Genomic DNA, 24241 nt, shown 5'->3' with positions numbered 1-24241 from the left:
TCAAAGTTTCCCCGATCGGGTGCCGGGTACTCCTGGACGGCACGAGACGCCTGACGAGAGGACCGGTCATGGGTACGGACGACAAGTTCAGCAACAAGGCTGAAGAGCTCAAGGGCCGGGCGAAGGAAGCCGTCGGCGACGCGACCGACAACGAGCAGTGGCAGGCCGAGGGGCGCGCCGAGCGGGCCAAGGGCTCGATGAAGCAGGCGGGGGAGAAGGTCAAGGACGCCTTCCGTGACGACAACCGCTAAGCGGACCTCCAGCGCCGCCTCGTTCGTGCCCGAGGGCGCGGACCTGGCGGCGCTGCGTCGTGCGGCGGCCGGGTGTGAGGGCTGTGACCTGTACAAACCGGCCACGCAGACGGTGTTCGGCGCGGGACCGGAGGACGCTCGGTTGATGTTCGTCGGCGAGCAGCCGGGTGATGTGGAGGACCGGCAGGGTGAGCCGTTCGTGGGGCCCGCCGGTCGGCTGCTGGACAAGGCGTTGGACGAGGCCGATCTGGCGCGTGAGGGCGTCTACGTGACCAACGCGGTGAAGCACTTCAAGTTCGTGCCCGCGGAGCGGGGGAAGCGGCGGATCCACAAGGCGCCGTCACGTGGCGAGGTCGCGGCTTGTCTGCCGTGGCTGCACGCGGAGCTGTCGCAGGTGCGGCCCGACCTGATCGTGTGCCTGGGGGCGACGGCGGCGAAGGCCGTGCTGGGGAACGCGTACAAGGTCAGCGAGCGTCGTGGTCGGCTGGAGCACGTCGACCCGTACGACGTGATCGCGACCGTGCACCCGTCGTCGGTGCTCCGAGCTCCCGACCGTGACGAGGCGTACCAGGGTTTCCTGGCCGACCTGCGCGTAGTGCGCTCGCACTTGAGCTGACTTGAGCTTGGGCTGACTTGAGCTGCTTGAGCTGCTTGAGCGGATTCGGGCTGGCGGGGAACGTGAAGCGGCCCCCTGACCGCTTCCCGCACTCGGTGCGGGCCGAGCTGGACTGGGCTCGGGGTCACGGGGGCCGGGTGGCTGCCTGGGATTCGCCCAGACCACCTGGGAAAGGTCGGTCCTAGCGGACAGCCACCTCACGACGAGTCCTATAGCTATTCAACTTCGGACCACCTCCTTCCTCGTGTACCGCGAACGCTATGCGAGCTTCCCCGTGCCTCGCAACGGGAATTATTCGCGGGTCCACCAGGTGGACCTGATCACGGTCGCCTCGGGTCGTGCCGTCCGGGATTCGTTGTGGCAGCACGGAGTCCGATTCCCGCCGGACGTGGATGCGTTGTGCGGGCAGGGTTGTCGGTATGAACTTCGAAGGCAAGGTCGCACTGGTCACGGGCGGCAGCAGGGGAATCGGGGCCGCGATCGCCGTGCGGTTGGCCGAGTTGGGCGCGGATGTCGCGTTCACGTACCAGAACAGCCTGGGAGACGTGGTCGACCGGGTGAAGGGGCTTGGACGGCGCGTGGTCGCGGTTCAGGCGGATAGCGGTGATCCGGGGGCGGTGGTCGCGGCGGTGGAGGAGACCGTGGCCGTGTTGGGGGGCTTGGACGTGCTGGTGAACAACGCCGGAGCGTTCATCGTCGGGCCGGTGGAGGAGCTTGGCGTGGCCGAGTTCGACCGGACTTTCGACGTGAACGTGCGGGCGGCGTTCGTGGCGGTGAAGGCGGCGTTGCCGCACCTCGGTGACGGCGGGCGGATCATCGGCATCGGTAGCAACGTTTCGGTGCGCGCGGTGTTCCCCGGGTTTTCGCTGTACGCGGCGAGCAAGGCGGCGTTGGCGGGTATGACGAAGGCGTTGGCGCGGGAGTTGGGGCCGCGGGGGATCACGGTGAACCTGGTGCACCCCGGTGCGACGGACACCGACTCGAACCCGGCGGACGGCCCGGGCGCCGACGTGATCCGCGGCTTCACCGCGGTCGGTCGGTACGCCTCACCCGAGGAGGTCGCCGCGGCGGTCGCGTTCCTGGCGTCCGACGAGGCCCGTTACGTGACGGGCGCGCAGTTGCACGTGGACGGCGGCTTCACCGCCTGACCTCCCGCTCCGCTCCGCGTGAGTCCTACGTTCGCGTCGCGTGAGTCCTACGTTCGGAACACCCGAATTCAACGTTCAGAACAGGGCAGGGCGCTCCTGAGCGTTGAACTCGGGGTACCGGAACGTAGGACTCACGCGTTCTGAACGTAGGACTCACTGGTTTTAGCCGGCGTTGACGTCGATGCAGGCGTAGAACGCGTTGCCGGTGTCGCCGATGTTCCAGATGGCGAGCACCGTCTGACGGCCGGAGGCGCCCAGGTTCACCGTGTGCGACACGGTGGCCGGGGGCTGTTGGTTGCCGCCGTCGAAGAAGCCGACCCGCCTGCCGCTGACGTAGTACTCGTAGTTCGCGGTGCGGTGCCGGACGGTGAAGGTCCAGTTGAAGGTGACGGACCGGCTGGTCGAGGCGACCCGCCAGCCCTTGTTGTTGTCGTTCAGCTCGGCGAACCGGGCGACGCCGCCGTTGCAGCTGCGCAGCCCCTTCGGGCCTTCGACGCTCTGCGGCTCGTACTTGATGTCGCCGCACGGCACGAGGCCACGGGCGCACTGGGCCTGACGGCTGGGCGGTGAAGTGACGTAGCCGTGCGCGAACGCGGGCGCCGAGGGCAGGGCGACCGTCACGAGCGGCGCGGCGAGCACGCCTGCCGCCACCGCGGCGATCCTTCGGCGGAGTGACATGTGGACTCCTCTGGTCGGATGGGCGGAAACGCTTGTGGCGAACGCCAACCCGAGGTGCGCGTGGGTCGGAACAGGCGTTCACCCAACGCGGCGGCAGGTCTAGACCATACTCTCTGTGACTGCATGATGACAACGGTCAACCGGACAGGATCAGCCGTCGTTGTCCCGTCCGGCTGAAGTTGTGGGTATCCGGGGTAGTTGGCGGGGCCGGTGGCGGAGTCCGGAGAACTTGGCGGGTGTGCCGTTCGAGTCCTGCCAGCCGGTACGTGGATTCCCCTCCTACAAGGGACAGCGCAACCTCGTCGGCCGTTGGCGGACCGCCACGACCGGCACCCTGATCGGCTACGAGTCCTGGCTAGAACGGGACAGGCTGGTCCTGCTCGACTTCGAGCCCAGCATCGTCGATATCGCCTCACAGCCGTTCTGGCTGTTCTGGACCACCCGGAAGGCAAGCCCCGCTCTCACGCCCCCGACTACTTCGCGCGCCTGACCGACGGCACGGCGCTGGTCCTCGACTGCCGCCCGCTCAACCGAATCAAGCCTCGCGACCAGGCCGCGTTCGACGCCGCCCGCACCGCCTGCGCACAGCTGGGCCGGCGCTACGAGGTCGGTGGCGCACCACTGGAAACGCTACTGGCCAACCTCCGATGGCTGGCCGGCTACCGACACCCACGCCACCACGTGCCCGACACGGCCGCCGCGCTGCGCGCGGCGTTCGCCGTCCCGACGGGCCTACTGAACGGTGCCGAACAGGTCGGCGATCCGATCGCGGTGCTGCCGGTGCTCTACCACCTGCTCTGGCGCCAGCGGCTCTGCACCGAGCTTGACCGTCCGCTGCACCCGGACGCGGTGGTCACCACGGCGGCGGCGTGATGACCGGGCACGGAGCGGTATTGCGAGTCGGGGACCGGATCGCCTTCGACGGTGACGACCATCTGGTGGTCGGGCTGGCCGGCACGTCGGTGCGTCTGCGCGCGGATTCCGCGACGCGGCCTCACCCCGGCACGTGCGCCGTGCACATCACCAGGGCACGACGCCGGTGTCGTTGAAGAACTGGCCGGTCGGGCCGTCGTCGGGCAGGGTCGCGAGTTTGACGGCGATCGCCGCGCCCTGTTCGGGGGTGCGCACGCCGCGGAAGCCGTTGAGGTCGGTTGCGACGTAGCCGGGGCAGCCGGCGTTGATCAGGATGTTCGTGCCGCTCAGCTCCCGGGCGTACTGGAGGGTGACGGCGTTCAGGAACGTCTTCGACGGCGCGTACGCCACGGCCACCGGACCTGCCGTCTGCTCTGCAGCGGGTCCTGCCTGCCGGGTGAGGGAGCCGACACTGCTGGACATGTTCACGATCCGCGGTGAGGCAGAGCGGCGCAGCAGCGGCATCATCGTGTTGGTGACGCGGATGACGCCGATCACGTTGGTCTCCACGACCGTTCGGATGGTGGCGGGATCGACACGGGTGGGCTCCTGCGGCATGCCACCGGCGATGGCGGCGTTATTGACGAGCACGTCGAGGCGCCCGGCCTGTTCCTCGATCAGTTGTGCGGCGGCGGTCGCGCTCGCGTCGTCGGTCACGTCCAGGGGTACGCCGAAGGCGTCGACGCCGGCCGCGCGCAGTCGCTCCACTGCGGCCCTGCGGCGCTGATCGTCGCGGGCGCCGACGCCGACTCTCCAGCCGAGGGCGCCCAGGCCCGCGGCGATGCCGGGCCTGCCCCTGCCACGCTGGCCCAACCCCGACGGCACCTACCCACCCGGCCCCGGCCCGCAGGTCCGCGACCACGCGCAGTTGTTGCAGCTCGTCGGGCTCGGCCGGGCTTGCGCGGTCTCACCGGAGTCGTGCCGAGCCCAACTGCACGGTGACCTCGCCGCCGTGCCCGTGCTGGACGCGCCGAAAGTCACCACCGTGATCGCCTGGCCACCGCACAGTCGGTCCAGAGCCGTCGCCGACCTTGTCCGGACTGCGACACATCTCCAGTAGTTCCAACATGCCTGGCCACGTTCCACCTATCGTGGCCCGGCTCGACAACCGGTCAACCCTGCAGAAACGGCGAAAGCCGAGCGCTTGAGGCGAGGGTATCCCCGGGCTGGGTTCCATCCATGCGTACCTGATCGCGATAGCGATCATCCTGCAGTGACTTAGCGGCTCCAGGTCTTGAAACGCTGGCATTACGGCGGTTCTGTTTCGAGGTTCAGTCCGGTATGGGCGAAGAAGGCGTCGATCAGGTCGGGTCGGTACTGGATCCGTTTGAGCCGGTTCTTCACGATCGCGGCCAGGTGGTCGATGCCGTACTCCTGAGTAGACCAAACGCCGATCACCATCACACAGGACACACCGAGAACCGCACGATCACCCATGGCCTTTCAAGATCTGTAGTCGGCTCTCGCCAAACGTTCCCACTAATTCTCCCGTTCAGATGTTCGCGCGCCTGACGCAGAAATCGAGGAGACTGCGGGCGGCCAGTGTGCCAAGATCTGAGAATGGAGACGTCCGACGTTACGCGTGCGATGGCGGCTGCGACTTCGGTCGCCGCATCGCTCGGCCTGCCAGTCAGCGGCGCAACCGTGCTCCACAACTCGAACAAGCTGGCACTGCGGCTGACGCCATGCGACGTCTTTGCCCGGGTCGCCCCTGTGGGACAAGAGGTTGCGCAGTTCGAAGTCGAGCTCGCTCAGCGGCTCGCCGAGGTCGGATGCCCGGTGTGCCCTTTGGAGCCTCGGGCGGACCCGCGTGCGTACACGCGCGATGGCTTCACAGTGACGCTGTGGACCTACTACGAGCCCGTGACACCTCACGTCTCACCAGTCGACTGCGCCAAGGCGCTGGAACTGCTGCACGTCGGCATGCGCAAGGTCGATTTGCCGAGCCCACGGTTCACGGACCGGATCACGGAGGCGGAAGAAATCGTTGCCGACCCGGATCGCTCGCCGGACCTCGCCGACGCAGACCGCGTCTTCCTCGGCGGCAGGCTGGCAAGCCTGCGACGAGCGATCGAGGAGCGCGGCGCCGTGGAGCAGTTGCTCCACGGCGAGCCGCATCCAGGCAATGTGCTCAGCACGAAAGACGGCCCGTTGTTCATCGACCTTGAGACGTGCTGCCGTGGACCCGTCGAGTTCGACCTCGCCCATGTTCCCGAGGCGGTCTGCGAGCACTACCCGAACATCGACCAAGGGCTGCTGGACGAGTGCCGACAGCTCGTCCTCGCGATGGTCGCAGCGTGGCGTTGGCAGCTTGGCGACGAGTTTCCGAATGGGAGGCTATTCGGAGAAGAACTCCTGCGCGCGCTGCACGACGGTCCTCCTTGGCCGACACTCGACACGATGAACAAACGAGTGGGCGGCCCTGTAGAAGTCGCTGAAGGTCAAGCAGTACAAGATTGCTGAGGTCAGCTGCCTCGACACGCGCGAACTGTTGGTGCGTCGCTCGATCGGCAAACCCGCCGAACTGGCCCACTACGTCTGCCACACCCGCCATCCCGCGCCACTGGCAGAACTCGTCCTCGTCCGCCGGGAGCCGGTGGGGTGTCGAGGAAACCTTCCAGTTCGCCAAGAACGAGACCGGCCTTGACCACTACCCGGTCCGCGAGTACGACGCCTGGTACCGCCACATCACGCTGTCCATGCTCGCCGCCGCGTTCCTCGCCGTCACCGCACACGCCGAACGGGTCCGCGACGCAAAGAGGGCTCCACCAGAGGTCGAAAGTGTCTGATTCCGTTGTCGTGCAACGAGTTCAGACGCCAGCAGATTCCGCCCACCAGGTCCGGACACTTCGCCTGCCAGTTGTCCGGATCTAGTTGGCGGACCGCAGGTCAGCCGCTCGTGCCGCCGCCAACTTCGAGCGGAACGGACAGTCGTTGTCCTGTCCGGAACCTTGCGGTGTCCCGACCCAGGTTGCGGGGTGCTGACCATCGGTAGGTAGCCGATCAGGAGAATGTGGCACGTGCCGAAGCCCGGGTCTGGTCCCGGTGGCGTCACGAGTGGTCCGGAGTCAAGGGCTCCGGGACGTGGGTCGCGAGAAAGAGGCCGATGATGAGGCTGACCGCTGCGGAGGTCGGGTTCTTCGAGGATCACGAGGACGAGGAAACCTTGGAGGTGGGGATCGCTGGGGTCGACGGCGCCAGGGTCCGGAGGTCGTTCTCGATCCAGCGGTCCACTTACGAGCCCGACGAACAGGAAGTCCGGTCAGGGATGGACTCCTACAACGTCTCGACGGAACGAGGTCTCACGGTGTACGGCTGCCTGCGCAGCGTGCGGCTCACCGGTGCGCTGCTCACCCTGGAGTTCACGGCCGAGGACGCAGGGATCCTGGAGGTCCCGACTCACGTGGAGGTAGACCTGAGCGGGTCGGGGGTCGATGACGCGGACCTGTCCGGGAGGCTCCGCGAGATCCTGGACTGGGGCGCTCGCGAGAAGCGACCGGAGTTGATCGGGTTGGGCGTTTCCGGTCCCTCCTCCGGTGAGTGAAGTTCCCAGGCGTCGAAGGCGGGTGGGATCCGGGGTACGAGGGGGAGCAGCCCCGCCGGGCGTCGACCACCGCAGGATCGCCATCGACGAGGCTCGCTGTCGCTGTTCGAGCACAGAATCCGCGGGGCGGTTCCTCCCGTCGGGTCGGGTCAGCACGTCGACAGGGCGACTCGCGATGTAACGTTCTGCAAGTGAGTGACGACTAACCGTTATCGGGCGATGTGCGCCCGTGGTCCGGAGAACCGGGGGTGGTTGTCATGGCGAGACTGAAACACGGAACGGCGACGAAGAGCCGCACGAGGAAGTTCGGCGCGGCAGTGGCCGCGGTGGCGTCGGTTGCCGGGATGGTTTTCGCGGCGGCGCCGGCCACCGCCACTGCCGCCGCCTACCCGACCAGCACCTTCTCGATCGAGGTTGGGGCGAGCTACTACAAAGGCACGGTCACCTGGTACAACCGCTCGGTCGGCGTCACCGGAGCGTTCAAGGCAGTCGGGTGCCGGCGGGTGTACGCCCAGGCCTGGGCAGGCGCCACCTGGCTGAGCTGGGCGAGTTCCAGCACTTGGTGCGACCGCGCCGACCATGCACCCCTTTCCCTCCTCGCGGACGTCCCCGGCGGTGCCACCGAGGTCGATGTCTGGATGACCAGCGGAAACGCTTACGACGGCCTCGAATACTTCACCTGCTATCGCGGCTTCAGCTTCTGCGACGGTCCCTATGTGGGGAGGCCCTATTCGCCGCCCCTTGATGGCTGATCGGCGGTTGCGGCGCAGTCCGGTCTGAACCCGTGACCGCGCAGGGGCGTCGAATCCGCCAGGTAGGTCCGGACAGTTCGGCGAACGGCCGTCCGGGACCTACTTGGCGGACCGCTGTCCTGTTCACGGCAGCGCCGACTTCGGCTCTACCCTGCGAGAGGTGACCGAAGAGATCCAGAAGATCGTGGCGGGGCTGCCGGACCTGGCGGACGTCAAGGGTGTGTGGGCGGTCGCCGACGACCGTCTCGCGCGAGGCGACGCCGCCTTCGTCTCGGACCTCGGCATCGCCCTCGCCACGGCGTACGGCGACAACGCCGACCGGATGTGGCAGTACAAGAGTGTCTTCAACTACCTGCTCCGGTCGTTGACCACCACCGCCGGTCAGCAGAACGTCACCCAGGCGTTGCGACTGGTTTCCTCCGTGGGGGCCGGTGGCAACGCGCTGGGTCGCTACGCGGCCTCGTTGCTGGCGGCCGCCCAATCGCCGGACGATCTCGCCGTCGCGTTCGCCGGGCAGGCAGCGGAGGAGCTGCATGCCTGCCTGGTCCACGAGCTGGTGCTCAGGGGCGTCGTCGTCACGGAAACACGGATCGCGGAGTGGGCGACATCGTCGTACTGGCAGGACCACCCGTTGAGCTGGTTGCCGTTGACGCTGTCGAACGTCGAGGGCCGCCCGAGCATGCCGGGATACAGCCGCCACGGCGGCTCTCACTCTCTTCCGTTCGGCCCATCCGAAGGCCGTGGCGCGGCGACCGTGAGCACGGCCGGCGGACCGCTGGCACGGGAGACCACAACGCAAGAAGCGGTCGCGGCCGTGACCGCGGCCGTGATGAACTGGACCGATGAGTCGAACGGGCGCATCGAGGCACGCGTGTTCGACTTCGCCGAGCCCTTGGACGCCGAGTCCACCCCGAAAGCGCTGCCGGCCTTGGAGCTGGAGTGCCTGAACGGGGTGGGCGAGAAGGCCGCGGTCTCGGTGTCCGCCTGCGCGCCCAGCCAGGTGTGGGCGTTGCTTTACGCTGCCGCGTCCACGGGAGGCGCCTACAACTCTGGTGTCTACGGTGCCTATGGCCGCCTTGCAGCGTGGCAGTCTCTGGCCGGTCTCTCCGGCGCTCCGGAAGGCGCCTCTTTCCACGAGGTTGAAGCACTTGTGGGGAATTGCGCATGGCACGTCTTCGACGCTGACACTGAGTGGTTCGAGCACGTGGCCTGGGACCTCGGTGTGGCCGCAGTTGCTCCGAACGGAACGCGACTAGCAGTGCTGGCCGCGACGGATACCGACTGAGGATCCCGGACCGAATCCGCAACGCAGGTCCGGACGAACTTCGGCGTTGACCATCCGGAGCTGGTTTGCGGGCCGCTCCGCCGCGTCGCAGTCAGACGGCCTCCAGGACGAAGAACAGGAAGCCCAGGAAGGCCCCGGAGGGGAACCTCGCCATCTCGTCGGGGAAGAGTTCGCGGGCTTCCGGCGCCGGGGGCGGCTCGCTGATGACGGCCGTGCGGAAGCCGGCGGCGGTGAAGGCGTCGGTCATCGCGTGCAGCGGCCGGTGCCAGAAGGTGAGCACGGCCTTCTGACCGTTGAAGTCGTACTCGTCGGACCACTTGGCGGTCGCGAAGTAGTCAGCCTCGCGATGCGCCATCTTGAGGACGATGGGGTGGTTGACGACCACGATCAGCCGGCCGCCGGGCTTCAGGACCCGTCGCAGCTCGGCCAGCGGTGAGGTCCAGTCCTCCAGGTAGTGCAGCACCAGGGCGGCGACGACGTCGTCGAACGCGCCGTCGGGGTATGGCAGCGGTTGGCCGATGTCGGCGACCCGCAGGTCCGTGTCGTCGCCGAGCCGCTGCCGGGCCAGCTCCACCATTTTCGCGCTGCGGTCGAAGCCGGCCACGACGGCGCCCCGCTCGCGCAGCGCCTGGGACACGGGACCGGAGCCGCACCCGGCGTCGAGGATCCGCCGACCGGCCACGTCCCCGGCCAGGTCCACGATCGCGGGCTGGGTGTAGTAGGCGTTGATGAGGCTGGTGTCGTTCTCGACCGTGTACGCCTCGGCGAAGCTGTCGTAGTCGTTTTCCACGGCCACGTCGGCGGAACTCTCGGGATCGGCAGGCATGATTCCCATACTGCCGAACGATCAATCAGGTCGCCACGAGATCCGATCTGCTGACCCTGTCGAATGCCGAGCGGTCCAGACTGGACCAGGCACGACGGGACTACCACGCGCAACTCCCGCTCGCGCACACGCCGGTGATCCGGCAGGTCATGACCACCGGCCGGCTGCTGGGTCCAGCTAAACCACCGCGCGGGATCGACTCGACCGCAGAACGAGCGCAGCAATTCGCCGCCGACCGCAACAGGGCATAGCGGCCACCGAGCCCATCAAACGAACGTCCGCTTCCGTCGAGAAGCGGACGTTGGACGACAGCTTGTTGCCCGGCCAAGATCGCGTGGGACGATCCGGTCCATGCCTGCCCTCGCCGCACATGACGGAACGAAACTCGCCTACCACGTGCTCGGCGAGGGCGCCCAGGTCGTGTGTCTGCCGGGCGGTCCGATGCAGGACTCCGAATACCTCGGCGACCTCGGCGGCCTGTCCGAGGATCTCCGGCTGATCCTGCTGGACCATCGCGGCACCGGGCGGTCGGCGACGCCGGCCGACCCCGCCTCGTACCGCTGTGATCGCCTGGTCGACGACGTCGAGGCGCTGCGCGAGCACCTCGGCCTGGCCCGGATGAACCTGCTCGCCCACTCCGGCGGCACGAACCTCGCCATGTTGTACGCGGCCCGGTACCCCGAGCACATCGGCAAGCTCGTGTTGGTGACACCGAGCACCTACGCGGTCGGCCTCACCGCTACCGTCGAGGACCGGCGTGAGGTGTTGTGGCTCCGCCAAGGCGAATCGTGGTTCGGGCCGGCGTCGGCGGCTTTCGAGAGGATCAACGCCGGACAGGCCGGGGACGACGACTGGGCCGCTCTCGCACCCCTCGCCTACGGCCGGTGGGACGCCGCGACACAAGCCCACCGCGCCAGGGGCGAGGCTCGGCGCAACACCGAGGCCGCCGCGATCTTCGGCACCGACGGCGCCTTCCACCCCGAGGCCACGCGCGCGGCCCTGGCCACCCTCGGGGCGCCGGTCCTCGTGATCGCCGGAGAAGTCGATGTGAACAGCCCGCCGCGCGTCGTGGCCGAATGCGCGAACCTCTTCCCGAACGCCACGCTTGTCACCCAGCCGGGAACCGCCCACTTCCCTTGGCTCGACGACCCCACCTGGTTCACCAAGGCCGTCGTGTCGTTCGTGGGGTGACACGTCCGTCCTCGCCGGCTGGAGGTGGCCGTGTCGCGGATTACCCGGATACGTTGCGGCGGTGATCATCTGGCTCAACGGTGGGTTCGCGGCGGGGAAGACGACGTTGGCGGAGGAGCTGCGACGGCGGCTCCCGGACGCGCTCGTGTACGACCCCGAGGACGTCGGCCTCATGCTGTGGAAGTGGATGCGGCCAAATGACGACTTCCAGGACCTGCCTAGCTGGCGGGAGCTGGTCGTCGCTACGGCGCTGTCGCTGCGCAGGCACCACGCGCACACGCTCATCGTGCCGATGTCGCTGATCCGCGACGCCTACCGGGCGGAGATCCTTGGCGGCCTGGCTGACGCGGGCGAGGACGTCCTGCACGTCTTCCTTGAGGCGGACGCCGACGTGCTAAGGGAGCGGCTCGGCGCCCGTACGCCGGTCCCTGGCCATCCGGAGTCGGGCCAGTCGGGTCTCGAATGGGCTCTGAGCCGTATGGATCCGGCTGCCGGCGCCCGCCAGCCGGACGGGACGGTCGTGCTGCGCTCGGACCGGCTCACCCCGGCCGAACTGGCCGACGAGGTGCTGGCCGCAGGCCACCAGCGCTTCGATTCCGGCAAGTAGACCCGGACGACTCGCCGAGCGGAGTGTCCGGACCTACCTGACGGATGTCCTGCCCTGCCAAACCTTGCGGTGTCCGGTACTCGGGCACCTCAACCAGCAGGCCGACGACGTTGGATGCAGCGACGGCAACGCGGAGTCAGCGGCGGCAGGGTGCCGAACGGTGAGCGCTCTCCTCCTTGACGGTGGGGCGCGGTGGGTAGGGTGGCCGTGTGGAGGAACGGCTGCTTTTCGGCTCGTCGTTCGGCTCAGCGGCGGCCGCTTACGCCGAGCACCGCCCGGACTACGCGCAGGCTGCGGTGCGCTGGGCGTTGGAGCCCGCGCCTGGTCTGCGGGTGCTCGATCTCGGGGCCGGAACCGGCAAGCTGACCGCCACGCTGGTCGCGCTGGGCGCTGACGTTGTCGCGGTCGAGCCTGACTCGGCGATGCTGATCGAGCTGCGCCGCGCGCTGCCAGGTGTCCGCGTCCTGCCGGGTAGTGCCGAGGCGATACCGCTGCCGGACGCGTCCGTCGACGCCGTGCTGGCCGGCAATGCCCTGCACTGGTTCGACATGGTCGTCGCGGGACCGGAGATGGCCAGGGTCCTCGCGCCCGGGGGCGTCCTGGCCGGCCTGTGGAACGTCCTGGACGACCGGGTCGACTGGGTCGCGGGACTTGAGCGGATCAGCGGGAGCGCGGCCATTGGCCCGCGTGACACGCTGAGCAGTTGGCGCGCCGCGACGGCGGACATGCACCTTCCGAACACCGGCCGGTTCGGCTCGTCGGAGCAGGCCGAGTTCCCGCACGGGCAGCGCCGAACCGCCGACTCCCTCGTCGCGACCCTCGCGACGCGCGCCGGGATGCTGGTCATGCCGCAACGGGACCAAGAGGCCACGCTCGGCGGGATCCGCGCTTTCCTCGCGAGCAGACCGGAAACCGGCCGCGGCGAGTTCACCCTTCCGATGCTGACCGGTGTGCTGCGCGTCCGGCGGCTCTGAAAGCCATCGATCGACTGTCAGGGCATGCTCGTCCACAATGGTGGGGCCGGACAGCACCCGCCAACTGTCCGGGCCCACCGCGCAAACCGCAGATCAGCAGCCTGCCCACCCCGCAGGGCTCAGCAGGTTCCCGACGACGCCACGCTGTGCGATTGGTTCCTGTCGATGTAAGGGGTCAGATCGTCGACTCGCTGACCCGGCTGGAGGACCCACCTCCCGGTGCTCCCGCAGTTCGGCAGGATGTAGAGGCGGACGGTTCCCGACCTCCGGTTGTAGGCCGATGCGGCGTTGTTCTTGACGCACTCGCCCTTGCCGACGCCCGGACCCTTGAAGTCGTAGCAGGTGGGCTGGGTGTTGCCGTACTCCGGAATGGAGGTGGTGAAGTCCGACACCGACGATCCTCCGGAGGGGCCGCCGAGACCCCAGTACAGGCAGAACTCGCCGGCCTCGCAGACCCCGTTGCGCGGGGTCGGGGCGCCGGCCGCGGAGCCTGCCAGGGGAAGCGCCAGCGCGGCAGCGGCGCCGATGGCGACCACCGCACGGACGAGGTGCCTTCTCCGAGTGCTCATGACATGTCTCCCTAACTTGCTCTGGCTGCGCCGACCCGGAGCCGGCTGCGAGAGATGAAGCGCGAACACGACCACTCAACCGGGCGACGACCTCGCACCGGAAAGCATTCGAGCCAGTTCGAATCCACCGCGACGACTGCTACCGTCGGGGTGGTGCTCACGCTGCGTGTAGACGCCGACACGGTGTCCAGGACACGGTTGTCGCCCTCGCCGGCGTCGGAATCCATGGCGTGGCTGAAACTCGCCGCCGCGTCGGGATGCCACCCGGTGTTCGGAGATCCCGGGCCACTCGCCCGCGCGTCTCTCGCCCATCCGGACGTCGCCCTGCTCGCGGACCTGTTGCCGCAGAACGGCGACACCTACACGCCCGACATGCTCACCCCGCAGCCAGGAACGGACGCCCAGCGTCGTGACCTGCTCGACGAGCAGATCGCGCAGATCGAGGCCACCGCGCAGGACGACCTCGAAACCCAGGTCTTCACCTACACCCGCACTCACTGGAGCAGGCCGCTGCCGGCCACGACGCGCCGCATCGCGGAGTCGGGCCGGATGCAGCGACGTCTCGCCAACGGTCTCGCCCGGTTCTGGCGGGACACCCTCGCCGACGGCTGGCCGGAACTGCGCTCGATCATCGATCAGGACATCGCCCATCGCGCGACGGCCATCGCCACCCACGGCGTCGGCCGAGCGCTCGGAGCACTCCACCCGGACATCGAGTGGGCCGGCGACGCGGTCACCCTCGCCACGTCGTGGGACGGCGAGATCGACGTCACCGGCCGGGACCTGGTCCTCGCCCCCGGCGTGCTCACCCGGCCCGACGTCGTCATCCAGGTCGACGTCCCCGGGCAGTTCGTCCTCTACTACCCCGCCCAGCGGATCGGAGCCGGCCGGGACCGCAGGTCCGGAGGGATCGCGCAAGTGGTCGGCAACGTCCGGGCGACCCTGCTGGCGGACCTCGAAGCCGCCCGGTCGACCGCGGAACTCGCCACCCGGATCGGGTACACCCCGGGCACCGTCTCCTACCACCTCAGCGCACTGCACCGCGCACGTCTCGTCACCAAGGTCAGGGACGGGCGCTTCGTGTTGTACCAGCGGACCGCTCAGGCAGCACGTCTGCTGGAGGAAGCTCGCGACTAGCCGGCAGGACTCCCGGGATGGGCAGGCATTTCTCGTCGCCGGCTCGGGCCGGGCAGCACCGCCCGCGTCAACTCGGGCAGGGACGTCAGTGCGGCGGGCGCAGCAGCAGTTCGACGTGCGTGCGCAGTTCGTGCGGCCCGAGCACGGTGGTCAGCGGTGAGGTGGCGATCGCGGTGGAGCGTTCGTCGGCGCTCTCGGCGATGGCGTCCGCCGTGCGCCCACTGCCGCGCAGCACCACCAGCGGACGGTTGCGGCCGAGGCTGTGCTCGGCGTCCTCGAACGTGATCGCGCCGCCGTTCACCAGCACGGTCAGCGACGGCTGCGGCCCGGCGACCACGTCGGCCACGTCCGCGAGCCACGGCGACTCGTCACCCCACTTGCCGCCCGGGACCAGCACCAGGCGCGTGTGGTTCGGCTCGAACGCGACCTCGTCGACGGCGACCTCGGCGGCCACCCCGATCAGCGGGAACCGCCCGCCCTCCGCCGCCCGTGCCCGGCCGACGGCCCGCATCACGCCGATGTCCGTGCCGCCGTCGACCACCACGGCGTCGAGCTCGTCCAACAACCCGACAAGCCCGCGCAGCACCAGTTCCAGCGCCTCCAAGTCGGCCGGCTCCATCCCGGCGGCACCACCGACGAGTACCAGCACCGGCCGGCTCACCGGCAGACCCGCACCGCGAAGCCCGGCCCTCGACGTGACGCGCACCCTGTCCACGATCGGCGACCGTACCTGTGCGCGTCGCGCCCCGCGCTGCTCCACCCCCTCCACGTACGGCGCCGGTGCGTCGAATGGCGTTCCTGCGGAAGCTGCGGAAGTGGGGCCGTTCGCCGTAGACGAGGTAGCCGTCGGATGGATTATCCGGCTGGGCGCTCCCGCGCATGTGCATGTTCGTGCATGATGGAATCGGGCGGTATCGGGGAGGTGGCCGGTATGACAGTGGAAACACCAGAAGGACTGTCCTCGGACTTGTTGGACCTGACGGCGACGTCGTTGTCCGAGATGAGAACGCTCCGCTGTAGCGCCCTTGACCAGGCGATTCAGTGCACGTTGACCCGCTTTCGGCATGGCCGTGCGGGAGATTCGGTCCAAAAGCAGGGCGAGAGCGGCTTCTCGTCGGCGCCGATGTGAGGTCGAGCGGACTGCGGGCCCATTGGCTCCCGCGTTTCGTCTTCGACGAGATCTGCGCGGGATCGGTATCCGCTGCTGGAATGGCAATATTGCGGAAAACACAGTACAGCGTCCGGCGGCTGCGGTTGCGCACGTTGCTGGAGGCCGCGCACGCGGTCACAGGCCGGCTCGGGCCCTTCGCCGACCTGGACGGGTCGTGGACCGTGCTGGCGGAGGCGGAGCGGATAGCACCGGACGTGGTCGAGGACGTGCTGATGCACCCGTCGGTCGGTGTCTGGCTGAGCCGCGCCCTGCGCCAAGTGCTCGGCACGGCGGCCGACGCCACCCCGCTGTGGTCGGAGGTCGGCTGGTTCCACGCCGTCGCCGCCGCCGCGGCTGTCCGAAGTGGACTGTCCTGCGCGATCGCCGTGCCCGTCGTGCACGGCGCGGTGTCGCTGCCGTCGGTGGGTGCGTACCGGCTGCCGAACCGGTTCCCGGTGGGCCACGCCCGGTTGCTCAACTCGGACAACGGTCTTTCGGTCGAGGTGGCGGGTGAGACGCGGACGGTGGGGTGGGAGGCCGTCAAGCGGCACCGAGGCACCGCGCGCGGGCACACGGTCGACGTGGTGGTGGACGACCTCGACCCCTACCGCGAGTTCACCGGTCCGGTGCCACCGGGCCCGCTGGACGACAGTGAGTGGGACCAGTGGCGAAAACTCCTGAATGAGGCCTGGGACCTGCTGACGGCGCGGCACCCCGGGCCGGCGGAGGAACTGGCGGCCGGACTGACGACCGTCATCCCGCTGGACGCCCGGCGGGACATGTTCGCGGCGTCCTCGGCTGCGGCGTACGGCGCGATCGCCATGTCACCCAAGCGGTCCGCGACCGAGTTCGGCGAAGCGCTCGTGCACGAGTTGCAGCACTCCAAGGTCAACGCCCTCCTCGACCTGGTCGAATTGCACCGCGCCGACCGTGAGCCCGCGTTCTACGCGCCGTGGCGCGACGACCCGCGCCCGCTCGACGGACTGCTGCACGGCGTGTACGCGTTCGTGAGCGTGGTGGAGTTCTGGCACGCCCAACACGATCTGGTGACCCCGCCCTTGGCCCGGCGCGCCGAGTTCAACCTCGCGTTCCGGGCACGTCAGGTGGGCGTCGCGGTGGCAGGGATGTGCGGCCTGACGCAGCTCACCGACCTGGGCCGCGAGTTCGTCGCGGCGGTCGCGGTGCGGCTGGCGGCGTGTGAACCGGTGGACGTGTCACCGGCGACGGAGACCGCCGTCGCGGAGCTCACCGCCGAGCACGCGACCACTTGGCGCCTGCGGCACATCCGTCCGGATCAGCGGAGCGTGGCCGAGGTGGTCGCGGCGTGGCTGGATGGGCGCACGCCACCAGACCTTGTGCCTGACGGGGAGGTCGTGCCCACGGCCGCGTCCGGGGAATCGCTGCTCGCGGGCCTGCTCAAGCTGCGCGTGCTCGATCCGGTCGAGTTCGACCGCGTGCCGGACCGCGCGGGACCGGAATTCGCGTACGTCCGAGGTGAGCGGGCTGCCGCCGCCGATGGCTACGCCGCCCGCCTGCGCGCCGCGTCGCACGACGTCGCCTCGTGGGCCGGACTGGGGCTCGCGCTCGACTCCACCGCGCTGCGCCGCGTCCCCGAGCTGGTCCGAGCTGTCCACCACGACATCGCCGTCCGCACCGGAACCGCGCCCGCGCCGCTGCGGCTGGTCGCCTGGTTCGACCGCGCGATGGCGCGGCCGGTGTTCACCGGAGACGCCTGAAAGGACGAGTCAGGGTGGTGGCCCGATGTCAGCGGACCACCACCCGGTTGGAGGTCAGAACTGCATGGTGTCCGTGTCGCAGTTCGCCCGTGCGTACTGAGTGGCGGCGACTGTGGCCGGATGCTCGTCGCCGAGAACCTTGCGGAAACTCGTCACCGTGCGGGCGTGCAGCACCGCGGCTTCGTTCTCCTCGCCGAGGTCGCGCAGGTCGATCGAGAGGTTCAACGCGATCGCGAGCGTCGATGGGTGCTCCGGCCCGAGCACTCTGGTGGACCGTTCGAGGGTGTCCTCGTCCAATTCCCGCGCCCCCGCGTGGTCACCGCCGGCGGCCAGGTCACTGGCCAGGTTCGTCGCGGCGACCAGGCTGAACGGGTGATCGGCGTCGAACACCTCCACGAGTTGCGCGTACATCGCGCGGTCCAGGTCGAGCGCTTCGGTGACGTCGCCGCGCAGGCGCAGGACCACCGCCAGGTTCAGCCCGGCGATGAGTGTGAACGGGTGTGTCTCGCCCATCCCGTGCCGCATGTCCGCGTAGCTCTCCCGCGCCAGGACGAGCGACCGTTCGAGATCGCCGAGGTGGCGCAGGTCGATGGACACGTTCATCTGCGACGTCACCGTGTCGACGTGCTCCTCGCCGAGCCGGAGCCGGTACAGCGCGGCGCACTCCTCGGCCAGCTCCAGCGCCCGCACGTGATCACCCGCCCGGCACAGCGCGACCGACAGGTTCCGCGTCGCGCCGATCACCCGGGGGTGGTCCGTGCCGAACAGGTCCCGCTGCACGACCAGGGACTCCTCCTGCCGGCGGACCGCCTCCCCGTAGCGCCCCAACTCCCTGAGGTCCATGCAGAGGCTGTTGTGCGAGCTGAACGTGAGCGTGTGGTCCGGCCCGAGCACCGCGATCCGCCGGCGCAGGTTCGCCTCGTCGATCCGGCGCGCCCGGTCGTAGTCGCCCATCAGCCGGAACGCGCTGGCGAGGTTGTTGGCGTAGCTCGTGGTCTGCGGCTCGTCCTTGCCGAGGATCGCCGCGGCGCGGTCGTAGACCTCTTGGCGCATCTCCAGCTCCCGGGCGAACTCACCTTGCTCCCGGCGGTCGGCGGCGAGGGTGTCGAGCATGTTCAGCATGATCTCGTGGTCGTCGCCCGCCACCTCCCGCATCAGCTCGTGCGTCCGCTCGTTGAGCTGCTGCGCCTCCGCGTTGCGCCCCATGCGGCGCAACGCGATCGCGTACCGGCGGGTCATCTCCAGAGTGTCGAAGGCCTTATCTCCCAGTGACTTCCGCCAAGACTGCATGGCCTGCTCGGCCAGGTCGCGTGCGCCGTCGAAGTCGCCGGCGTTGAGCAGGTAGCGGACCAGGTTCATGACCAGGACCCGGACCCACCTGTCCTGGCAGCCGATGAGGCGCGACACCAGCGCGTGCGGCAGCAGCTCGGCGTACCGCGGCCAGTTCACGGTGACGTCCGGGTCGCCGGGGTCGCCGTTGACCAGCAGCACGTGCACCGCGTGCCGCATCCGGTCCTGCTCCTCCGGGTCGAGCCGGTTCTTCAGCACCGTCTGCACCAGCCGGTGCAGCTGGAGCGAGTTGGCCCGGTGGTCGATCTTCGCCAGGCTGTACCGGCTGATCTCCCGGACGGCCCGGCTGAGCTTGATCGGGTCGCGCAGCGCGTCCGCCAGCGCATCCGGCACCGGTGCGTCGCGGACACCACGGAAGAGCTTCTGCGAGATGGGGTCCGGGCCGAAGAACGCGCACACCTGGAGCAGTTCGAGGGCGGCGCGGTGGTCGCGCTTCAGGCGGTTCAGCGGGACGTTCCACGCCGCCGCCACCGGCAGCTGGTCCGCGCTGGACGTGCCCGTCTCCAGCAGTTCGGTGCGGTTCTGCTCCAGCAGTTCCAGGTACTCCGACACCTGCATGCCGGTCTGCGCGCGCCAGGCCGCGGCCTGCTCGACGGCCAGCGGCAGGTCGCCGAGGGCTTCGGCGAGCGCGTCGGCCTCGGCCGGGTCCAGGTCGCCGCCGCGGCGGTGGAGCAGTTCGACGCTCTCCTGCCGGGTGAACAGGTCCACCTCGACGGGACGGGCGAAGCCGCCCCACTCGGAGTTGCGCGACGTGACGACGATGTGGCCGTTGCCCGCGGGGAAGTACGGACGCACGTCCTGCGGCTGGTCCGCGTTGTCGAACACCAGCAGCCAGCGCGAGTACGGCTCGCCGCGGCGCAGCGCTTCGAGGACGGCGGGCACGGCGGTGTCAGCCGCGGCCGCCGCGGCGACGCCGAGCTTCTTGGCCAACTCGACGAGACTCGCCTTGATCTGCGCCGGCTGTTCCGCCGTGATCCACCACACCACCTCGTACTCGGAGGCGTGCCGGTGGATGTACTCGACCACGGTCTGCGACTTGCCGACGCCGCCCATGCCGTGCAACGCCTCCGGGAGCACCGCGGTCGGCCCGGCCTCGTCCAACTTCTGCCCCAGCCGCGCCAGCAGGTCGACCCGCCCGACGAAGTCCGGGTTGCGCAACGGCACGTGACCCCACACCTGCGGCTGTGTCCCGGGCTGCCGATCGGCGACGAACAAAGGGGTGTCGGGAGCGTTCACGTCGTCTCCTTCTGGCGGCAACGACCCGACCTCTGGTGCGGGCGGTCGGGTGTCGGTGTTCGTCACAGCGCTGTTCTCCTGGTTCGGTGTTCCGTCCGGGCCCGCGCCGCCGGTGCCGAGGACTCGCCGGAGGCGCTGCGACCTCCGGGAATAGGGCCCGGACAGGGCGCGGAAGACGGCCGCTTGGACCTTGAGGTAAGGCAGGTTCTCCGGGGAGGGGTCCAGGTCGCGCGTGTCGTCCGGCTCGTCCAGGGCGAGCCGGAAGTTGCGCAGGGCCGCGTTGTCGGCGCCCCCGTAGTCGTCCAGCACCCGGGCGACCCGTGCGGTGTCCGAACGGCGGGAGCCGGCCAGCAGCTCTTCCCGGACGCCGGTGTCGAAGTCGTAGGCCACGGCGTCGGCCGCGCCGTCCACACCGGGCAGCCGGGTCATCAGGCCGCCGAGCATCACCTCGGCCAGCGTCGACAGATCCGAGCCGGGCAGCAGGACGCGCTGCACCAGGCCCATCAGCCGCGGGCTCAACGGGGTGGCGGCGAGCAGGCCGGCGAGCTGGAACCCGTCCACCGAGGCGTACGTGCGGAACCGCAGCACGCGTTCGGCCGCGGTCGACGGCTCGTCCGCCGCCGGGTCGGGCGGGGGCGCGGCCTGGGGCGTGACGAGCGCGGCGGTCGTCTCCACCCACTCGGCGCCCGGCGCGGTGAGCAGCCGGGCCCAGCGGGCCATCCACTCGGCGGACAGGCCGAGCACGGGCACCGCCATCGCGCCGGGTTCGGTCGCCCCGGCGACGCGCAACTGGCGGTTGGGCGCGCCGGGCGCGGGCGCGGACAGCCTCAGCCGGCGGGTCGGCAGACCGCCCCAGGACCACAGGCGCTGCGCCAGCGTCTGCACCACCGCGACCGGCATCGAGCGGCCCCACCGGTGCAGCACGTGGCCGACCGCGCCGCTGTGCCAGGCCCGGCCGATGGTGTCGGTGAGCACCAGCACGATCCGGTTGCCCGCGGGCTCGACCAGGTACCGCCACTCGTGCGTCGCGCCGCCCTCGGACCGCAGCGTCACGTCGTGCGGCATGGGGCACGAGCTGTTCAGCTCGTACACCCGCACGTCCCGGAACGCGCCCTGGCGTTCCAGCAGCACCCGGAACTCGCGCACGGTCTGCCGCCAGATCTCGGCCGCCACGGTCGTGTCGACCACCAGCGCCACCTCGAACCGGCGCCACGGCGCGGCACGCCACTCCGGCAGCCACAGCCCGTCCTGGGCGGCCCGCACGGCGGTCGCCTCCTCGTCCAGCACCTTCAGCCGCCGTGACGTCTGCCTGCGCGCCAACGGCCGCAGCGCCCGGCTGATACCCCGCCGTTCCGGCAGTGCGGGCACCGTCGGCCACGCGGACACCGCGCCGACCTTCCCTCCCAGCGCGAGCACCGGGTCGGCGCGCGCCATCGTGGTCGGCGTCGGCGTCCACCGCTGGGGTTCCGCGGGGCCCGGATCGGGGTCGGGGACGGATTCCGGCTCTGGTTCGGGCGTGGGTTCCGGCGTCGGACCGGGTTCGTCGGGGTCCGTTTCGTCCTCAGGCTCGGGAGGTTCTGCCTCCGGTGCGATGGTTTCGGGCTGCGCGGGCGGTCGCAGCGCGCCGGCGAGCCACAGCGAATCCCGGACCTCGCGCAAGGTCAGGTCCGCGGTGCGCAGCGCCTCCACCCGGCTGTCGGTCGCGTCGAGGTGCTGGAGCAGCACCTCGACACCCGCCGGCTCGGCCCGTGGTCCGTTCACCCGGCCTCCGCGGACAGCGGGTGCCAGATCGCCTTGAGCAGTTCGGTCCACTCCTCGTCCGGCTGGTAGGCGCCGGACGTGGCCAGGTGCACCGCGTTGAGCAGTTGGTCTGCGGACACCGTGCCGACGTCGGACCGGTGGGCCAGGAAGTCGCCGATGAGCCGGGCCACGTCCACGCCGTGCGCGTCGCCGAAGTGCACCGCCACCATCTCGCCCAGCTGCTCCGTGCCGGGCTGCCGCACGTGCAGCCGCAGGCAGCGGCGCAGGAACGCGGGCGGGAACTCGCGCTCGCCGTTGCTGGTGATGATCACGACCGGGAACTCGCGGCAGCGGACGATGCCGTGGTGGACCGTCGCGGAGTGGCCGCGGTCCGCCGTCAGCACCTCCACCTCGTCTCGGTGCTTGGCGTACCGGACCAGCTCCGGTATCTCGTACTCGCCTTCCTCGAACGTGTTCAGCAGGTCGTTCGGCAGGTCGATGTCGCCCTTGTCCAGCTCGTCGATCAGCAGCACGCGCGGCAGGTCGTACGGCAGCAGCGCGGTGCCCAACGGCCCCAGGTGGATGTAGTCGCCGATACCGGACTCCGGGTCGTTCGCGCCCACCGCCTGCACCCGCGCGATCGCGTCGTACAGGTACAGCCCGTCCTTCAACGTGGTCCGGCTGGTCACCGGCCACCGCAGCACCGGACCCAGGCCCAGCTCACGCGCCACCAGGTACGCCAGCGACGACTTGCCGGTGCCGGGCGCGCCGGTGACCAGCAGCGGGCGGCGCAGCCTGATCGCCGCGTTCACCATCGCGACCTCGTTCGGGTGCGGTGTCCGGCGCACCGCGCGCACGCCGCCCACCCGCCGGTCGCCCTCGCCGCCGTCGTCCGCGGGCCGGGACGTGGCGCCGCGACCGGTGAACGTCCGCCACGGCGGTGGCGGTGGCAGGTCCGCGACGGGCGTCTGCGCGACGTCACCGGTGCCTTGGTAGACGTTGCCAGGGCCGACTCGACCGTCGTTCATCCGACCGCAATCCCTTCCGGCGGCCCCGGTTGGCTGGGCACGACGAGCCGCGTGGGGTCGTCGTAGAGGATCGTCAGCGCCTCGCCGACGTGGCGTCGCGTGGGGCCTTCCGCGAACGCCGTGGTCCGGGTCATGCGGACCCGTTCCAACAGGTGCAGCTCGTCCTGGCCGTGCAGCACGGACTCGACCACCTCGGTGAACTCGCCGGTGCCGCAGTCCCGCCGGTGCCACACGATCAGCGGCACGCCCGACCGCACCCCGGCCGCGATCTCGTCCCGCCCCGCGCTCTCCGGCCGCGGCGGCGCGCTGAGCACCAGCGACACCAGCGCGCGTTCCCGGTTGAACCGCGACAGCAGTTCCCGCAGGCCTTGTTCGCTGTCGCTCAGCGCGCGGCACGTGGAGGTGTGCGCGAGGCCCTTGTCCCGGCCGAGCTGTCCGGCCATCTCGTCCCACCGCTGCCGCCACTCGCGGTGGTACTTGCGCGCCACCATCCGCTCCAGGCTGCGCACCACCACCGGGTAGCGGCAGCCCATCGGCACCGACAGGTCCGGGTCGTTCTCCCACGGCCACTGGTCGACGTCCAGGTTCAGGTTCTCGTAGTCGAGCACGAACTCGATCCGGATGTCCGGGCGGTACTGGGCCCAGTCGTCCTCGACCTTCTCGATGAGCGTGGCCACGTGGCCCTTGATCTCGGCGAGCGTGCCGACCTCGTCCGTGCCGTGCAGCGGCGACCACGGCTCGGGCCCGCCGAGCTGGCGCCAGTGCGAAAGGCGGAACCAGTCGCCGGCCGGCCCTTCGCGGCGCAACAGCAGCACGAGGTAGGCGGGGGAGCCGAGCGGCGGCGCCAGTGGCGGCGCGGTCTCCGGGCGCAGGCTCTCCCGGATCGCGGTCAGCTCGTCCATCAGGTCCATCGACTCGGCCTGCGTCTCGTTCCACCGGTGCAGGTCGATCGCCAACTCGGTGCGCACCCGTGCCGCGATGTGCTCCACGAACACCATCGGCCTCGGCACCCCGTCCGACCCGGCGTTCAGCGTCTCCAGCACCCGGAACACGCCGGCGTACGTGGTCGACCCGTACAGGCCGGGGGCGGTCTCGCCCGCCACGACGCGGTAGATGTCCGCGATGTCGGGCACGACGACGCCAGCCAGCAATGTGAACAGCCTTGCTCGTTCGGAGGTCGGGAACAGGTCCAACGGCGTCAGTTCGGCGATGACGCGGCGCAATTCAACCATCGTGCGCGAATCCTGCTCGAAGCGACTCACGATGCGCACGAGCGCGGATAGCCGTTCTGGGCTCTGCTGACACACTTCGGCCAGGCTGTAGAGGTGCCCGTAGGTGTTCGGGTGCTCCTCGACCGCCAAGGTTTCCCGCAATTCTGCGGACATTGCCCGGACGACCAGGTTCCGTCCGACGAGATTGGTCAGCGTCGGCACCCGGCACAGCACGTCGACAAGGGGAAAGAGCAACCGGCTGCCGTCGTTGTCGTCCGCATGGACCATTGGTGGTCCCCC

General features: G+C 69.7%; 22 protein-coding genes and 2 pseudogenes. 15 read left to right on the top strand and 9 right to left on the bottom strand.

Going from position 1 to position 24241, the window contains the following annotated elements:
• The first annotated feature begins 68 nt into the window (after positions 1 to 68).
• From F4560_RS20110 to F4560_RS20100, 3 genes are all read left to right on the top strand, one after another.
• The gene (locus F4560_RS20110) at positions 69 to 251 is read left to right on the top strand and encodes a CsbD family protein (RefSeq protein ID WP_184922145.1); all 183 of its coding nucleotides are present in this window, start codon (positions 69 to 71) and stop codon (positions 249 to 251) included.
• A complete protein-coding gene (locus tag F4560_RS20105; protein WP_184922143.1) occupies positions 235 to 867 on the top strand; it encodes a UdgX family uracil-DNA binding protein in 633 nt (210 codons plus the stop codon). The genes F4560_RS20110 and F4560_RS20105 overlap by 17 nt, the downstream gene beginning before the upstream one ends.
• A 419-nt stretch (positions 868 to 1286) precedes the next feature.
• The gene (locus tag F4560_RS20100) at positions 1287 to 2015 is read left to right on the top strand and encodes an SDR family oxidoreductase (RefSeq protein WP_184922141.1); all 729 of its coding nucleotides are present in this window, start codon (positions 1287 to 1289) and stop codon (positions 2013 to 2015) included.
• Positions 2016 to 2177: 162 nt separating this feature from the next.
• On the opposite strand, the gene F4560_RS20095 is transcribed toward F4560_RS20100, so the two are convergent.
• Positions 2178 to 2693 (bottom strand): lytic polysaccharide monooxygenase auxiliary activity family 9 protein, encoded by a 516-nt coding sequence (locus tag F4560_RS20095; protein WP_184922139.1) that lies wholly within the window; start codon positions 2691 to 2693, stop codon positions 2178 to 2180.
• A gap of 309 nt (positions 2694 to 3002) precedes the next feature.
• Here F4560_RS20095 and F4560_RS20090 point away from each other — a divergent pair, with 309 nt between their 5' ends.
• Positions 3003 to 3566, top strand: coding sequence for a TnsA-like heteromeric transposase endonuclease subunit (locus tag F4560_RS20090; RefSeq protein WP_221483587.1), 564 nt, complete (start codon positions 3003 to 3005; stop codon positions 3564 to 3566).
• 147 nt (positions 3567 to 3713) lie between these two features.
• Here F4560_RS20090 and F4560_RS20085 read toward each other — a convergent pair whose 3' ends face one another.
• The gene (locus tag F4560_RS20085) at positions 3714 to 4430 is read right to left on the bottom strand and encodes an SDR family NAD(P)-dependent oxidoreductase (protein ID WP_184922137.1); all 717 of its coding nucleotides are present in this window, start codon (positions 4428 to 4430) and stop codon (positions 3714 to 3716) included.
• Between F4560_RS20085 and F4560_RS20080 the strand changes: the two are divergent.
• A pseudogene (locus F4560_RS20080) lies at positions 4381 to 4665 on the top strand (type 2 periplasmic-binding domain-containing protein); the annotation flags it as partial. The gene F4560_RS20085 and the pseudogene F4560_RS20080 sit on opposite strands and share 50 nt — an antisense overlap.
• A gap of 188 nt (positions 4666 to 4853) precedes the next feature.
• Here F4560_RS20080 and F4560_RS20075 read toward each other — a convergent pair.
• Positions 4854 to 5042 carry a hypothetical protein gene (locus F4560_RS20075; protein WP_184929748.1) on the bottom strand — a complete coding sequence of 63 codons (189 nt, stop codon included), beginning with the start codon at positions 5040 to 5042 and terminating at the stop codon, positions 4854 to 4856.
• Between the two features lie 123 nt (positions 5043 to 5165).
• Here F4560_RS20075 and F4560_RS20070 point away from each other — a divergent pair, with 123 nt between their 5' ends.
• The 5 genes and pseudogenes from F4560_RS20070 to F4560_RS20050 all read left to right on the top strand — a co-directional run bounded on the left by F4560_RS20070 (position 5166) and on the right by F4560_RS20050 (position 9186).
• Positions 5166 to 6068: a phosphotransferase gene (locus F4560_RS20070; RefSeq protein WP_184922135.1), complete on the top strand. Its 903-nt coding sequence runs from the start codon at positions 5166 to 5168 to the stop codon at positions 6066 to 6068.
• A 25-nt stretch (positions 6069 to 6093) separates the two neighbouring features.
• Positions 6094 to 6394: pseudogene (locus F4560_RS20065) on the top strand (IS701 family transposase); the annotation flags it as partial.
• A 317-nt stretch (positions 6395 to 6711) separates the two neighbouring features.
• The gene (locus F4560_RS20060; RefSeq protein WP_221483585.1) at positions 6712 to 7149 is read left to right on the top strand and encodes an Imm10 family immunity protein; all 438 of its coding nucleotides are present in this window, start codon (positions 6712 to 6714) and stop codon (positions 7147 to 7149) included.
• A gap of 257 nt (positions 7150 to 7406) precedes the next feature.
• Positions 7407 to 7901 (top strand): hypothetical protein, encoded by a 495-nt coding sequence (locus tag F4560_RS20055; protein ID WP_184922129.1) that lies wholly within the window; start codon positions 7407 to 7409, stop codon positions 7899 to 7901.
• Between the two features lie 160 nt (positions 7902 to 8061).
• Positions 8062 to 9186: a DUF6183 family protein gene (locus tag F4560_RS20050; protein WP_184922127.1), complete on the top strand. Its 1125-nt coding sequence runs from the start codon at positions 8062 to 8064 to the stop codon at positions 9184 to 9186.
• Between the two features lie 91 nt (positions 9187 to 9277).
• Here the strand turns inward: F4560_RS20050 and F4560_RS20045 are convergent, their stop codons facing one another.
• Positions 9278 to 10012: a class I SAM-dependent methyltransferase gene (locus F4560_RS20045; protein ID WP_184922125.1), complete on the bottom strand. Its 735-nt coding sequence runs from the start codon at positions 10010 to 10012 to the stop codon at positions 9278 to 9280.
• Between the two features lie 351 nt (positions 10013 to 10363).
• On the opposite strand from F4560_RS20045, the gene F4560_RS20040 reads away from it, so the two are divergent.
• From F4560_RS20040 to F4560_RS20030, 3 genes are all read left to right on the top strand, one after another.
• The gene (locus F4560_RS20040; RefSeq protein ID WP_184922123.1) at positions 10364 to 11203 is read left to right on the top strand and encodes an alpha/beta fold hydrolase; all 840 of its coding nucleotides are present in this window, start codon (positions 10364 to 10366) and stop codon (positions 11201 to 11203) included.
• Between the two features lie 61 nt (positions 11204 to 11264).
• Positions 11265 to 11810, top strand: a complete 546-nt coding sequence (locus F4560_RS20035; RefSeq protein WP_184922121.1) for a P-loop nucleotide/nucleoside kinase family protein — start codon at positions 11265 to 11267, stop codon at positions 11808 to 11810.
• 209 nt (positions 11811 to 12019) lie between these two features.
• Positions 12020 to 12784: a class I SAM-dependent methyltransferase gene (locus F4560_RS20030; RefSeq protein WP_184922119.1), complete on the top strand. Its 765-nt coding sequence runs from the start codon at positions 12020 to 12022 to the stop codon at positions 12782 to 12784.
• A 119-nt stretch (positions 12785 to 12903) separates the two neighbouring features.
• Here the strand turns inward: F4560_RS20030 and F4560_RS20025 are convergent, their stop codons facing one another.
• Entirely contained in the window at positions 12904 to 13353 is a 450-nt protein-coding gene (locus F4560_RS20025) for a peptidase inhibitor family I36 protein (protein WP_184922117.1), read from the bottom strand.
• 153 nt (positions 13354 to 13506) lie between these two features.
• Here F4560_RS20025 and F4560_RS20020 point away from each other — a divergent pair, with 153 nt between their 5' ends.
• On the top strand, positions 13507 to 14490 hold the full coding sequence (locus tag F4560_RS20020; RefSeq protein ID WP_184922115.1) for an ArsR family transcriptional regulator: 984 nt from the start codon (positions 13507 to 13509) through the stop codon (positions 14488 to 14490).
• An 85-nt stretch (positions 14491 to 14575) separates the two neighbouring features.
• Here the strand turns inward: F4560_RS20020 and F4560_RS46245 are convergent, their stop codons facing one another.
• A complete protein-coding gene (locus F4560_RS46245; RefSeq protein ID WP_184922113.1) occupies positions 14576 to 15205 on the bottom strand; it encodes a hypothetical protein in 630 nt (209 codons plus the stop codon).
• Between the two features lie 503 nt (positions 15206 to 15708).
• On the opposite strand from F4560_RS46245, the gene F4560_RS20010 reads away from it, so the two are divergent.
• Positions 15709 to 17376 (top strand): aKG-HExxH-type peptide beta-hydroxylase, encoded by a 1668-nt coding sequence (locus F4560_RS20010; protein ID WP_246477852.1) that lies wholly within the window; start codon positions 15709 to 15711, stop codon positions 17374 to 17376.
• 54 nt (positions 17377 to 17430) lie between these two features.
• Here F4560_RS20010 and fxsT read toward each other — a convergent pair whose 3' ends face one another.
• From fxsT to F4560_RS19995, 3 genes are read right to left on the bottom strand one after another with little or no spacing between them, the layout of a single operon-like run.
• Positions 17431 to 21723, bottom strand: a complete 4293-nt coding sequence (gene fxsT / locus F4560_RS20005; protein WP_184922108.1) for an FxSxx-COOH system tetratricopeptide repeat protein — start codon at positions 21721 to 21723, stop codon at positions 17431 to 17433.
• Positions 21720 to 22730, bottom strand: coding sequence for an AAA family ATPase (locus F4560_RS20000; protein WP_184922106.1), 1011 nt, complete (start codon positions 22728 to 22730; stop codon positions 21720 to 21722). The genes fxsT and F4560_RS20000 overlap by 4 nt, the downstream gene beginning before the upstream one ends.
• Positions 22727 to 24229 (bottom strand): VMAP-C domain-containing protein, encoded by a 1503-nt coding sequence (locus F4560_RS19995; RefSeq protein WP_184922104.1) that lies wholly within the window; start codon positions 24227 to 24229, stop codon positions 22727 to 22729. Before F4560_RS19995 ends, F4560_RS20000 begins: the two co-directional genes overlap by 4 nt.
• Positions 24230 to 24241: the final 12 nt, after the last annotated feature.

The sequence above is a fragment of the Saccharothrix ecbatanensis genome, assembly GCF_014205015.1.
Taxonomy (GTDB): Bacteria; Actinomycetota; Actinomycetes; order Mycobacteriales; family Pseudonocardiaceae; genus Actinosynnema; species Actinosynnema ecbatanense.
Note: the sequence above shows the minus strand (reverse complement) of the source record. Positions and strands in the feature narration are given on the sequence as shown.